Source organism: Ignavibacteria bacterium, from assembly GCA_017302895.1.
GTDB lineage: Bacteria > Bacteroidota > Ignavibacteria > Ignavibacteriales > Ignavibacteriaceae > UTCHB3.
The window spans coordinates 1553328-1565913 of record JAFLBV010000001.1; the positions used below are offsets into that span (position 1 = coordinate 1553328).

Annotated in this window: 14 protein-coding genes; 13 read left to right on the forward strand and 1 reads right to left on the reverse strand. The window is 41.8% G+C overall.

Translation table 11 applies throughout. The features are described 5' to 3' along the window. Positions 1–2 precede the first annotated feature (2 nt). The 13 genes from rpsI to J0L60_06165 all read left to right on the forward strand — a co-directional run bounded on the left by rpsI (position 3) and on the right by J0L60_06165 (position 12045). The gene (gene rpsI, locus J0L60_06105; protein MBN8545689.1) at positions 3–389 is read left to right on the forward strand and encodes a 30S ribosomal protein S9; all 387 of its coding nucleotides are present in this window, start codon (positions 3–5) and stop codon (positions 387–389) included. 94 nt (positions 390–483) lie between these two features. Continuing rightward, positions 484–1248: a 30S ribosomal protein S2 gene (gene rpsB, locus J0L60_06110; protein ID MBN8545690.1), complete on the forward strand. Its 765-nt coding sequence runs from the start codon at positions 484–486 to the stop codon at positions 1246–1248. 21 nt (positions 1249–1269) lie between these two features. After that, positions 1270–2130 carry an elongation factor Ts gene (locus tag J0L60_06115; protein MBN8545691.1) on the forward strand — a complete coding sequence of 287 codons (861 nt, stop codon included), beginning with the start codon at positions 1270–1272 and terminating at the stop codon, positions 2128–2130. Between the two features lie 74 nt (positions 2131–2204). Continuing rightward, the gene (locus J0L60_06120; GenBank protein ID MBN8545692.1) at positions 2205–2927 is read left to right on the forward strand and encodes a UMP kinase; all 723 of its coding nucleotides are present in this window, start codon (positions 2205–2207) and stop codon (positions 2925–2927) included. A gap of 47 nt (positions 2928–2974) precedes the next feature. Next, on the forward strand, positions 2975–3529 hold the full coding sequence (gene frr, locus J0L60_06125) for a ribosome recycling factor (protein MBN8545693.1): 555 nt from the start codon (positions 2975–2977) through the stop codon (positions 3527–3529). A 163-nt stretch (positions 3530–3692) separates the two neighbouring features. After that, positions 3693–5630 (forward strand): BamA/TamA family outer membrane protein, encoded by a 1938-nt coding sequence (locus J0L60_06130; GenBank protein ID MBN8545694.1) that lies wholly within the window; start codon positions 3693–3695, stop codon positions 5628–5630. A 64-nt stretch (positions 5631–5694) separates the two neighbouring features. Continuing rightward, on the forward strand, positions 5695–6570 hold the full coding sequence (locus tag J0L60_06135; protein MBN8545695.1) for a YicC family protein: 876 nt from the start codon (positions 5695–5697) through the stop codon (positions 6568–6570). After that, the gene (gene gmk, locus J0L60_06140) at positions 6527–7150 is read left to right on the forward strand and encodes a guanylate kinase (protein MBN8545696.1); all 624 of its coding nucleotides are present in this window, start codon (positions 6527–6529) and stop codon (positions 7148–7150) included. The genes J0L60_06135 and gmk overlap by 44 nt, the downstream gene beginning before the upstream one ends. Further along, on the forward strand, positions 7150–7443 hold the full coding sequence (locus J0L60_06145; GenBank protein MBN8545697.1) for a DNA-directed RNA polymerase subunit omega: 294 nt from the start codon (positions 7150–7152) through the stop codon (positions 7441–7443). Before gmk ends, J0L60_06145 begins: the two co-directional genes overlap by 1 nt. A gap of 14 nt (positions 7444–7457) precedes the next feature. Continuing rightward, positions 7458–8666 (forward strand): bifunctional phosphopantothenoylcysteine decarboxylase/phosphopantothenate--cysteine ligase CoaBC, encoded by a 1209-nt coding sequence (coaBC, locus tag J0L60_06150; protein MBN8545698.1) that lies wholly within the window; start codon positions 7458–7460, stop codon positions 8664–8666. Next, the gene (locus tag J0L60_06155; protein MBN8545699.1) at positions 8663–9433 is read left to right on the forward strand and encodes a uracil-DNA glycosylase; all 771 of its coding nucleotides are present in this window, start codon (positions 8663–8665) and stop codon (positions 9431–9433) included. Before coaBC ends, J0L60_06155 begins: the two co-directional genes overlap by 4 nt. Before the next feature lie 108 nt (positions 9434–9541). Then, positions 9542–10378, forward strand: coding sequence for a universal stress protein (locus tag J0L60_06160; protein MBN8545700.1), 837 nt, complete (start codon positions 9542–9544; stop codon positions 10376–10378). After that, entirely contained in the window at positions 10375–12045 is a 1671-nt protein-coding gene (locus tag J0L60_06165; GenBank protein MBN8545701.1) for a cation:proton antiporter, read from the forward strand. The genes J0L60_06160 and J0L60_06165 overlap by 4 nt, the downstream gene beginning before the upstream one ends. 57 nt (positions 12046–12102) lie before the next feature. On the opposite strand, the gene J0L60_06170 is transcribed toward J0L60_06165, so the two are convergent. Further along, positions 12103–12504 (reverse strand): hypothetical protein, encoded by a 402-nt coding sequence (locus J0L60_06170; protein ID MBN8545702.1) that lies wholly within the window; start codon positions 12502–12504, stop codon positions 12103–12105. Positions 12505–12586: the final 82 nt, after the last annotated feature.

Here is a 12586-nt window from a genome sequence, read left to right on the forward strand (position 1 = left end):
TAATGTCAGACACTTTATTTGTTGGAAGAAGAAAAACCGCAGTTGCCCGTGTCGTTTTAAGACCCGGTCAGGGTAAGGTAATCGTCAATGGAAGGGATTTGACCGTTTACTTTGCACAGAAGACACAGCAGGACGATATTGCAGCCCCATTTGAGAAACTGGAGTTGACAGGGCGTTATGATGTAATTGCGAATGTAAAGGGTGGTGGCTCAGCCGGACAGGCAGAAGCAATCCGCCTTGCAATCTCAAGAGCTCTTACTGCAGAAAATGAAGATTACAGATCACCTTTGAAACAGGAAGGTTATCTGAAAAGAGATCCGAGAATGGTTGAAAGAAAGAAATACGGCAGACCAAAAGCCCGTAAAAGATTCCAGTTCTCGAAAAGATAATTTTATTTACAAATCAACATTCTTTCTGATTTACCGCCTGTGCCTCGCGGCTTAAGGTAAAGTGGAAGAAAGAAAAAGTTTAACAGGAGTTTAGATGTACGATATAGAGTTAACTCAACTGATCGAAGCGGGTGCGCATTTCGGTCACCTTACCCGCCGTTGGAACCCAAAGATGAAACCCTACATCTTTATGGAGAAAAACGGAATTCATATTATAGATCTTAACAAGACTAAAAAAATGATCACCGAGGCAGCGGTTGCTTTAGGTGAAGTGGTTGCTCAGGGCAACAAAGTCTTGTTTATTGGTACGAAGAAGCAAGCCAAAAACATAATCGAGACAGAAGCAAGAAACTGCGGAATGAACTGGGTTACCGAAAGATGGCTCGGCGGAATGCTTACCAATTTTTCAACAATTAGAAAAAGTGTAAAAAGACTCCAGCAGATCGAGAGACAGGAGACTGACGGTACTTTCGAGAAAATTACAAAGAAAGAGCGTCTCTTCCTTACTCGCGAAAAAGACAAGTTAAGAAAAATACTTGAAGGCGTCGAATCGATGAACAAGCTCCCTGGAGCAGTTTTCATTGTCGATGTAAAAAAAGAATCCATCGCAGTAAAAGAAGCCAAAAGGCTCGACATCCCCGTCTTCGCCATGGTTGATACAAATTGCGATCCTGATCTGATTGATTATGTTATCCCTGCTAACGACGATGCAGTAAAGACCATCGAACTTGTGATCAAGACAATGGTCGAAGCTGCCAAAGAAGCAAGCGTAAGAGCCAAGGAACAAAAAGCCGAAGCCGCTGCTGAATCTGAAAGAGTAAGGAAAGAACAGGATAAAACTGAGCAAGACTCAAAATAAAAAACAAGGATTAGACTAAGAATGAATATTACCGCAGCACAAGTAAATGAACTTAGAGGCAGGACTGGTGCCGGAATTCTTGACTGTAAAAAAGCCCTCGTTGAATCTGAAGGAGACATGGATAAAGCCATTGACTACCTGAGGAAAAAAGGTGCTGCCATGGCAGCCAAAAGAGCTGACAGAAGCGCCAACGAAGGAAGAATTTCAGCAAAAGTTTCTGAAGATAAAAAATATGGTGTTTTGGTAGAAGTAAACTGTGAAACAGACTTTGTTGCTAAATCTGATGATTTTGTGGCATTCTCAAAACAGATTACTGATATCGCATTTTCAAAGAAGATTAAAAGTTCTGCAGAATTGATCGAATCAGTTCCGGAAGTTACTGATTTGTTAAATGAACTTACTGCAAAAATTGGCGAAAAACTTGAAGTTTCCAGAGTAGCTTCTCTTGAGACAGAAAATGGCATGATCGACTTCTACATCCATTATGGAGACAAGTTGGGTGCCCTCGTCAGATTCGATAATGTATCTGGTGATGCTGTTACTGCGTTTGCACATGCCGCACAGGATGTTGCAAAACAGGTTGCAGCCATGAGTCCAGTTGCAGTGAGCAGAGACAATGTACCTGCTGACCTGATTGAGAAAGAGCTCGAGATTTACAAAGAGCAGTTCAGAAAAGAAGGAAAGCCGGAAGACAAGATCGAGTTTATTGCAAAGAACAAACTTGGCAAATACTTCGAAGAAGTTGCACTTCTCGAGCAGTCATTTTTCCGCGATGACAAAAAGACTGTCGGAGCATTTTTGGATGAAGTAAACAAAGCCAACGGCACAAAAATCGTTGTTGATTCTTTTGTAAGATTCAATCTCGGTGACAGCTCGAAATAGTCAGTCGTTGAATAAATTGTAAAGGTCTTAAGTCTCTTAAGACCTTTTTTTATATAAAAGTGGAGAGAGAAAAGATGTCATCAGCTAAATATCGCAGAATATTGCTTAAGTTGAGTGGTGAATCATTAATGGGCAACAAAGGATTCGGAATAGATCCCGAGATGCTCAAATTTTTTGCTGAAGAGATAAAAACTGTGCACAATATAGGTGTACAGGTAGGAATAGTCATAGGTGGAGGGAATATTTTCAGAGGACTTGCAGCCGAGGGCCAGGGAATCGACCGGGTTACCGGTGATTTGATGGGCATGCTTGCAACAACAATAAATTCACTCGCACTTCAGAATGCAATTGAAAAAGCGGGAGTGTTTTCCCGTTTAATGACGGCAATAAAAATGGATGAGATTGCGGAACCTTACATCAGACGAAGAGCTATCAGACACCTTGAGAAAGGGAGAGTCGTAATCTTCTCAGCCGGAACGGGACACCCGTATTTCAGCACTGATACCGCGGCAGCACTTCGGGCAGTTGAAATTGAAGCCGATGTAATTATCAAGGGAACCCGTGTGGATGGTGTGTTCGATTCCGACCCCGAAAAAAATCCTGAAGCGAAGCAATTTGAAGGAATCAGTTATCTTGATGTAATGAATAAAAATCTTCGAGTAATGGACCTTACTGCGATAAGTCTCTGTCAGGAGAACGATCTTCCCCTTCAGGTATTCAACATGAATGTCACAGGAAATTTATTGCGTGTTGTAATGGGAGAAAATATTGGTACATTTGTAAATCATACTGGTTAAAAGTAAATTTGTTTTTTTAAAATCAGTAATTTTATATAAGGCTTGAAATGGAACAAATAATTAAAGAAGCCACGCTCAAGATGAACAAATCAATAGATGCGTTCAGACAGGAACTGGCAAAAGTTCGTACCGGAAAAGCTACCACAGCAATTCTTGACGGAATAAAAGTTGATTATTATGGAACACCGACCCCATTAAAGCAGGTTGCGAATGTAAGTGTACTGGACGCACACACACTTTCCATCTCCCCTTGGGACAGAAGTTCGATAAATGCAATTGATAAAGCAATACTTCAGGCAGATTTGGGGCTTAACCCGGTAAATGATGGTATAAACATCAAAGTTCCAATTCCTCCTCTCACCGAGGAGAGAAGAAAAGAGTTTGTAAAACTGGTTAAGAAGTTCGGCGAGGAAGCAAAAATTGCGATAAGGAACATTCGTCGTGATGCGAATGAACACCTTAAGAAAAAACAGAAAGACGACAAATTGTCGGAGGATCTGTTGAAGGAAGCTGAACAGAAGGTGCAGAAATCGACGAACGATCACATCACAGAAATTGATCAGATACTTGTACATAAAGAAAAAGAGATAATGGAAGTTTAACAGGCGTTAGATTTTCGTAGCTGCCTCGATTTTTGCCGGTCATAAATCGAGGCAGCAATCAAAAGAAAAATAAATTTCCCCCTTGGAGAGCTTTTTGAAGAATGCCTGCAGGCTTTTCTGTTTATTGTTTCTCATTACTGTGTCACTTAAGGCTCAGGAGGAGATGCAATTTGAATTACAGACGATCAAATTTGAGGGAAATAACAATATCCCGTCGAAAGTAATCTCCTCGATTTTAAAGTCGAAAGAATCTCCCAATAATTTTTTCCAGTTTCTTAATAAATTCACATCCCTTGGTGCACCACCTGTGTACATCGACTTTGATTTGGTAGATACAGATGTAAAAAACATCGGAGCATTGTATAATTCACGAGGTTTTTTTAAGACAAAGGTTGATTACTACTATTCCCTCGATTCTGCAAGCCGAAGTGCAGATCTGACTTATCAGATATTTGAAGGACCGGAAGCGGTGTTGGGGAAAGTAAAGCTGCACGGATTGACAGAATTTCCGCAGAGGGACTTCTGGGAGATTAATGACAGAGTACTTGTGAGAGAGGGGCAGCCATATTCACAGGACCGTGTTCTTGAATCGATAAATGGTGTTTTGATGTATCTCAAATCGCAGGGGTATCTGCTCTCCAATTATGACAGTACTGTTGTCGTAAAAGACACTCTTATCGACAGGGCTTATGTGGATATCTTTTTCCAACTCGGGAAAAAATATTATATCGATTCTGTGCTTGTTTCTACCGGCGGACCTGGGAAAAGTGAAGTGAGTGAAGAGATGCTCAAGGACCTGACGGGAATAAAGCAGGGTGATATTTTTGATATTAACAAAATAACCCAGGCTCAGGTGCGGCTTTACAGGACGGGTCTGTTCAGTTATGTAAGAATCTATCCCGGTATGGAAGGAATCCGGGAATCTTCAGTACCGGTTAAGGTCGATGGGAACATCTCCATGATGAACGACCTGAACCCCGAGCTGATAATGAACAACATTCAAAATGCATTTAACTTTGGTGTGGGCCTCGAGTATAACCGAAAGAACTTTTTTGGAGGTGCGCGGCGGTTTACTTCGAGGGCACAGATAAACTATCAGGATTTGTTCTCACTAAACATTCCAAGATTGTTCAGTCTGATATCGCTTTCCGACACCGTGACTACCGGAGCCGCCGAGTTCAGGGCACGGGTGGAACAACCCTACTTCCTGGGGCAGCCAATCTTTGCGAGCCTCGAACTTTCGAGTCTGATCCAAAAGATAAAATACCTTCAGGGTCTTACCTACAAGGGAAAAATAAATTTCGAGTTTGAGCTGCCAAAGTACACATTTTTCAACAGCATGAACCTCTTCTATGCACTCGAATATAACAGACTCACGGTAATCAGTGAAAAACTGGGAAATCCGTATAACGATCTTATGTCGGCAGGATTTGGCGGTCAGTTGATATCGAGTCATGTGGATGATTTTATTTTCCCGACCGAGGGGAGCAATTATAATCTTTATATTGAGGAAGGGAATCTTTTACCATACCTGTTTTCGATGGCATTCAAGGGTGAATATCTTTCGTTGCTGTTCCTGAAGTCGCAGGCTACAGCGAGTTACTATTTTTCTCTTTCATCAGCCAATGATCTGATTTTTGGAATGAAATTTTCAGCGGGTTATATCGGCACTTTGTCAGGGGATAAAAATACGGTGCCATATGTAAAGGAATTTTTTGTCGGGGGAAGCAACTCCGTAAGGGGATGGTCTTCCCGGGCATTTCCTCCGCAAAAAGGGATTGATAATGGGCTGGATGAGAACAGCATACCTGGCGGTAGGATACTGACGGAGGGATCGTTTGAACTTCGGAAAAGGTTCAACAGTCTTATCGGGATGGCGGTTTTTGCTGATTGGGGGAACACCTGGAAAGAGATGTCCAATGTAAAAATCAGTGAAGTGGCGGTTGCGGCAGGATTTGGCTTCCGTTTCTACACTTCCATTGCAGCATTCAGGCTCGATTTCGGTTTTAAGGTATATGATCCCTACGACCGTACTCCGATACCGGAGCGTAGATTTTTTGATCTGATGCAATTCCATTTTGGTATAGGCGAGGCGTTCTAAAGTTAATTCAAATTGATTAACTCCTTAATTTTCCGTATATTTAAAAATTTAAAATCCGGTTTTTATGATCCTAAGCATGACAGGTTTCGGCAAGGCACTTTCCACCTATAAAGGATATGCCTTTGAATCAGAAGTTAAAAGTCTGAACAGCCGCTACCTTGAAATCACAATAAAACTCCCCTCACTTCTGCAAAATAAAGAGTACGAGATCAGGGAAGCCCTGAAAAATCTTTTAAGGCGAGGAAAGATATACATCAGCCTTTCAATCAGGCCCGAAGAGAACGAAAATGAAACATTTTTTCTGAACGAAAGCAAGCTTAAAGAGCTTCTCGGAGTCTTCGGGAGAATAAAGAGCGATTATGGTGTTGCGGGGGAAGTGAAGCTCGATCATATCATCAACTTCAGAGATATCTTTACCCCTGAACTCGACGAGCTCGATGATGATCATATTGAGCATCTGAAACTTGTTGTAATCGAAGCTGTTAAACAATTGAACCAGATGAGGGAAGCAGAGGGCGGAGCACTCGCAAAAGACCTCTCCGAGCGGATCAGGCTCATAGATGGTTACCTCGCAGATGTGGAAAAGGATTACAGTGGAAAAGTTGCTGAGTACTTTAGTGAGTTGAAAAGGCGCGTAATCGAGATAACCGAAAACAGCAACATCAACCCTGACCGGATAGAGTATGAAATTGCGATGATAGCCGACAAAGCTGATATTACAGAAGAATGTGTAAGATTAAGAAGCCACCTGAACTTTTTCCTTGAAACTCTCGAGAAAGAGAATGAAGCAGGGAAGAAACTGAATTTTATATGTCAGGAAATGCACCGGGAAGCCAATACTTTGGCGTCCAAATCACTTTCCACCGAGGCTATTCACAAATCTGTTCAAATCCGTGATGAGATTGAGAGAATCAGAGAGCAGGTGCAAAATATTGAGTAGCGATAAGGTGCGGGGCAAAATTTATGTTATTTCGGCACCGAGCGGGACGGGAAAAACCACAATAATAAAAAGAATCAAGGAAATCAGACCCGAGATTCGTTTTTCCATTTCTGCCGCAACCCGGAACCCCAGAGGGATTGAAGTTCACGGGAAAGACTACTACTTTCTGTCGAAAGATGATTTCATGAAGAAAGTGAAAGCCGGTGAATTTGTCGAGTGGGAAGAAGTGTTTGGCAACTACTATGGTACACTTAAGAGTGAACTTGTGGATACAGTCGAAAAAGGGGAGGATGTCATACTTGAGATCGATGTGAAAGGTGCTTTAAACATAAAGCAGCAATTTCCCGAATCTGTTCTTGTTTTTCTCCTTCCACCCAGCATCGAAGAGCTTGTCGCCCGTCTGACAGGGAGAAATACTGAAAAGCAGGAAGAACTTGAAAAGAGAATAGCAAGAGCGGAACTTGAATTTTCGTTCCGGGAGCAATTCGATCATTGTGTTGTAAACAATGATCTTGAAGAATGTGTAAATGAAGTTTTAGAGTTAATAAGTAAACCCAAAACCATTGGAGGTAACCAATAATGGGAATAACCCCGGTTGATCTTAGAGAGATCGATAAAAATGCAGCAAATGTCTATGAAGCCATAGTAATTGCGGCAAAACGCGCCCGTATCATAAACGATGCGCAGAGAATTGAATTTAAGCAGATGCAGAGCAATCTGCCTGAGAACAATTCTGACGATGGTGAAGATCTTGACAATCCCGATCAGATGAAGATTTCGGTGGAATTTGAGAAGAGGGACAAACCACATATTCAAGCCCTCAATCAACTTCTCGAAAGCAAAATTCACGCAGAATACAGAGACAGAGGATAACTGAATTGGCTGCCATAAAGCCACTTGCCGGCAAGAAAATAATTCTTGGGGTAACGGGTTGCATCGCAGCTTATAAATCATGTTATCTCATCCGAGAGCTGATTAAAACAGGAGCCGAGGTAAGAGTAGTAATCACTCCCTCGGCTGCTGCATTTGTATCCCCGCTGACCCTTTCCACACTTTCTAAAAACAAAGTTATCAGGAACATTTTTCCTGATGATCTTAATGGTAATGTTGAAGTGGACCCCTGGCATATTGAATATGGTATCTGGGCCGATTTGATGCTGATAGCACCCTGTTCAGTGAATACTCTGGCAAAGATCGCCGGAGGATTTGCAGATAACGCCCTAACCACTCTTGTAACAGCCCGCAGGTCGCCGTTGATTATTTGTCCCGCCGCAGATCATGACATGTATGAATATGAAATAACCCAAAACAACATTGATTCACTTCGTAAGAGGGGTGTTTTTATAGTCGATGCTGAGCACGGTGAACTTGCAAGCGGTCTTGTCGGGTTAGGTCGTTTCCCCGAAATAAAAAAAATTGTTGATGCCGTTTACACAGTTCTTTCCGGCAGAAGTAAAGACCTGAGCGGAAAAAAGATTGTTGTAACTGCCGGACCGACTTACGAAGATATCGATCCAGTGAGATACATAGGAAACCGTTCATCGGGGAAGATGGGGTATGAGATAGCCAAAGCAGCTTTTCAGAGAGGAGCTCAAGTAACTCTTGTCACCGGACCGTCGCATGAATATGTTTACCCCGAGATTAAAACCATAAAAGTCAGAAGTGCAGCGGAAATGTCGCAAGCGGTAAAAAGTGTGGTCTCAAAGGAGAGTGTTCTTGTGATGGCAGCAGCAGTTGCTGATTTCACACCTGCTTCAGTTTCCGATAAAAAAATCAAAAAGGAAACGACCGGACTTGACTCAATCCAGCTTACAGAGACCGAGGACATCCTCTCTGCCGTAAGCAAGCAAGCCCGATATGTTGTTGGCTTCGCGCTCGAAACTGATAACGAAATTGTGAATGCATTCTCTAAAATGGAGAGAAAAGGACTCGACTCAATTGTCCTTAATTCACTGAAAGATGCCGGCAGCGGATTTGAATTTGATACCAATTCAGTAACAATACTGAAGAAAGACGGTACAACTTTGCAACATCCGTTGCAGTCAAAAACGGAAATAGCCCATCTGATACTCGATTCCATTTCCGGCGAAATATGAATCTGAAAAAGGAAATCATTAAATCGCTCGAGTTGCAAAAAGAACAATTCGGCGATGATCTTTATACCACTCTGAACATTCCCAAATTTGAAGACAAAACAGTTGAGCAACCACAGGCTGTTTTTAGTAAATCTCATCCCATAAAACCCTCTGTTTCGGCTGTTACACCCTCTGTTGCGGGAAATATAACCCCTGAAACTATAAAAAACGCCGTTTCCCTTGATGATTTGAGGTCGAAAATATGCGAATGCTTGAAATGCCCTTTGGGTCACACCCGAAAGAATTTTGTGTTTGGGGAGGGAAATCCCAATGCCCGGGTAATGGTAATTGGAGAAGGACCCGGAGCTGATGAGGATGCCCAGGGTAAACCGTTTGTCGGACGGGCAGGGCAGCTTTTAACGGATATTCTAAAAGCAATAAAGTTCAACCGGGAAGAAGTTTTTATCGCGAACATCGTGAAGTGTCGTCCTCCCGCAAACAGAACGCCTTTCGACTCCGAGATTGCCGAGTGCAGACCCTACCTTCTTAAACAGATAGAACTTATTAAACCTTCCTTCATTCTTTGTCTTGGGAGCACTGCAGTGCAATCACTTCTTGAGAGAAAAGGTACACTGGGGAGTTTCAGAAAAAAGGTGTTCGACATCCATGGTGCCCAAATGATGGTGACTTTTCATCCTGCAGCACTTCTAAGAAATCCTGCCTGGAAAAGGGATACCTGGGAAGATGTACAGCTCTTCAGAAAATTATATGACGAAAAGTTCTCCTAGTCTGCAATTTTAGCACTTTAACCCATTATACCTGCCGCCCGGCAAGAATTTATTTCCCAATCTCGAATCTATTTCTTAACTTAACGAAGTTAAAAATGGATAATAACAATGTTTTCTTCGTTCAGAAAAGCCGGTCTCGCAGTTACCTTCTCACCCACAGGAAAGATGCTGTTGAGCGAGGCGTCACGACTTCAGGCACTATTCGATTTTAAACTTTATTTGCTTCATGCCGGTGAGAAGGATGAGTCAACAGAGATGAGGCTCAACCAGTTGATCGCGGAGAATATCAGTTCCCCGAACCATGAAATAGTATGGTTAAGTGGTGATCCGGCAAAGGCGGTGATAAAAAAAAGCAAGGAGCTAAATCTTGATCTTTTAATAATTGGCGCACTTGAAAAAGAGAAAGGGTTTAAGAATATAATTGGATCTGTGGCACGGAACATTATGAGAAATTGTCATTGTCCAATTCTGGTATTCACAAAACCGGAGGCTGAAAGATTTGGATTCAAAAAGATAATAGTTTCCGTATGTTATGACGGAAAAGGGGAATACGCAGCCAAGGTCGCCACTCAGATTGCCCGTCACGATCATCCAGAGAGTTTCACATTCATAAAAGAGATAAACATCCCCGGTTTGCCGAGCGTCGTTTTCGATTCCGGTTCCACCGATGAGACCGGCAGTATGCGAAAAGAACTGATCGATCTTGAGAGACAAAAAATCAGATTTTTTGCAAATGAAATGGGGCTGCACAACGAAGAATTCGAGAGTGAGGTACTCTATGGAATAGAAGGCTGGGAGTGTCTCAATTATGCGAGTGAACAAAAAGCCGATTTACTGGTGGTAACCATGGGAGAGAAAAAACTCAGCTTTATCGACAGAATTTTTATGCACGACATGGAATTCCTATTTGAAAGAATTCCAACAAACACCCTGCTCTACAAATGAATCACGGTGAAATTGTAACATTTCTCCTCTCGATAAGCATTATGCTTTTCTTCGCCCGGTTTTTGGGTGAAGTGTTCAACAAGCTAAAGCAGCCTGCTATTATTGGTGAAATAATTGCCGGTATTGTGCTGGGCCCAACAATATTCGGAAATCTTTTCCCCGGATTGCAACAAACTCTTTTTCCTCAGTCGGGCAATGTAACTCTCGTTTTGAACGGGATTGTTCAACTTGCAGTCATCATGTTGCTGATCGTATCAGGGCTCGAGGTAAATCTTGCACTCATAGCAAAACAGGGGAAAACTGCATTTTACACCAGCAGTCTTGGTATGGCGATACCTTTCATTCTTGGATTCGTACCATTTTACTTCTTTTCAAACTATTTTGAAGTGGCAACGGATAACAAGTTGATTTTTGGCCTTTTCATGGGGACAGCAATGTCTATTTCAGCATTGCCTGTAATTGCCAGAACCCTTATGGATATGAATTTATTAAAGTCGGAGTTGGGTGTCATAATAATAGCTTCGGCAATAGTAAATGACCTGTTTGGTTGGATTTTCTTTTCAATAATCATTGGAATGATCAGCAGTGGTGGTGAATCGAATGTAATGATACAAGTCGGTGGCATTTTTCTTTTCCTCTTTTTGTTGTTTGCAATTGGAAAACCGATTATTGACAGATTGATTCCACGAATCCAAAACAAACTTTCATACCCGGGCAGTATTCTTAGCTTTATTTTCATTACAGGACTGGTGGCGGCTGCAATTACTGAAGCAGCAGGCATACATGCAATTTTCGGGGCTTTTATGATTGGTGTTGTCATCGGAGACAGCAGCCATCTGAAAGAGACAACCCGTGAGATAATCCACCAGTTTGTAACCAACATATTTGCACCTCTCTTTTTTATTTCCATCGGTCTAAAAGTAGATTTTGTTGCACACTTTAACCCGGTTCTTGTACTTATTGTTTTAGTACTTGCGATTACAGGAAAAGTAGTGGGATGTGGAATCGGAGCCCGTCTCGGGGGTATGAGCAAACCGGAGTCGATGGCGATAGGTTTTGGAATGAACTCCAGGGGAGCCATGGAGATAATCCTCGGGTTACTGGCACTTCAGGCTAAAATAATCAATGAGGAAGTGTTTGTTGCGTTGGTCGTTATGGCTCTGGTTACATCCCTTGTAAGTGCACCGATGATGAGTTTCTTCCTTGGATCGATAAAGAAATTTGAGACCTTAAAGCAGATACTTGATGTAAAAAACATTATTTTCTCTTCAGATAATCAGAAAGAAAAAATAATCGGAAAACTGACAGATTTTCTTGCAATGCAATCAGGTCTAAATTCGGCGAAGATTTATCAGGAAGTAACGGCAAAGGATTCATATTTTTCTCCTGTTATCCTGCCCGGACTTGCGCTTCCTCATGCGAAAATGGATGTAAAAAGGCCATTTCTCGCCATATCAATTAACAGAAATGGTTACATCTATTCTGCTGATGAGGAACAGTCGGTTTTCGTCACGATATTACTGGTATCACCTGTCGAAAAGGCAGAAACCCATCTGAATATACTTGCCGAAATTGTCTCGGCATTTAAGGAAGAAGAAGCTGTTTCAACATTAAAAGAAACCGGTGAGGCCGGTGCAGTAGTGAAGTATTTTGAGGAGAGAGTATAAAAAAAGGTTGTCCACAAGTCGGGGACAACCCTGAAAATCTAAAAAAAGTTATTGAGGTCACTCTGACATGAGGATGAGGAAATACTGTTTCCCGTTTGAGTCCGTTTCCAATGAAATTCTTTGCGTCAAGTCACCTTCTGTAATACTCCAGACATTTTTACCTTCCTTTTTCCCTTCCTGGTCAAACATTGAGGAGAGGTAATTCATCACTTCGTCATTCATAGGGTAAATAGCCATGGTATTGCAAATTTCATCGTCCGTGAAGAAGAGGAACAGTTGTCCGATGTCAGGAACTTCCGAGAAAAGAAATTCCATACCATCATCGGTTGTCAATTGTTGTAGTGTAATATTTGTTTCTGAGTTGAGTATCGTTTTCTTTGATTTACCCAAGTATTCGGGTTGAGCATAAGCCGCACTAAAAAAAGCAATGCAAAAGAAGAGAAGTGCTGTTTTTTTCATTTTTTACCTTTCGGATTAATGAATTGTTTATTGGTTAATTTCTTGTAATTTAACTCGTGAAATTCAATTATGTTCCAATTGA

Coding starts and splice junctions, on each gene's coding strand:
- rpsI (MBN8545689.1), top strand. CDS start 3: ATGTCAGACACTTTATTTGTTGGAAGAAGAAAAACCGCAGTTGCCCGT.
- rpsB (MBN8545690.1), top strand. CDS start 484: ATGTACGATATAGAGTTAACTCAACTGATCGAAGCGGGTGCGCATTTC.
- J0L60_06115 (MBN8545691.1), top strand. CDS start 1,270: ATGAATATTACCGCAGCACAAGTAAATGAACTTAGAGGCAGGACTGGT.
- J0L60_06120 (MBN8545692.1), top strand. CDS start 2,205: ATGTCATCAGCTAAATATCGCAGAATATTGCTTAAGTTGAGTGGTGAA.
- frr (MBN8545693.1), top strand. CDS start 2,975: ATGGAACAAATAATTAAAGAAGCCACGCTCAAGATGAACAAATCAATA.
- J0L60_06130 (MBN8545694.1), top strand. CDS start 3,693: ATGCAATTTGAATTACAGACGATCAAATTTGAGGGAAATAACAATATC.
- J0L60_06135 (MBN8545695.1), top strand. CDS start 5,695: ATGATCCTAAGCATGACAGGTTTCGGCAAGGCACTTTCCACCTATAAA.
- gmk (MBN8545696.1), top strand. CDS start 6,527: ATGAGATTGAGAGAATCAGAGAGCAGGTGCAAAATATTGAGTAGCGAT.
- J0L60_06145 (MBN8545697.1), top strand. CDS start 7,150: ATGGGAATAACCCCGGTTGATCTTAGAGAGATCGATAAAAATGCAGCA.
- J0L60_06155 (MBN8545699.1), top strand. CDS start 8,663: ATGAATCTGAAAAAGGAAATCATTAAATCGCTCGAGTTGCAAAAAGAA.
- J0L60_06160 (MBN8545700.1), top strand. CDS start 9,542: ATGTTTTCTTCGTTCAGAAAAGCCGGTCTCGCAGTTACCTTCTCACCC.
- J0L60_06165 (MBN8545701.1), top strand. CDS start 10,375: ATGAATCACGGTGAAATTGTAACATTTCTCCTCTCGATAAGCATTATG.
- J0L60_06170 (MBN8545702.1), bottom strand. CDS start 12,504: ATGAAAAAAACAGCACTTCTCTTCTTTTGCATTGCTTTTTTTAGTGCG.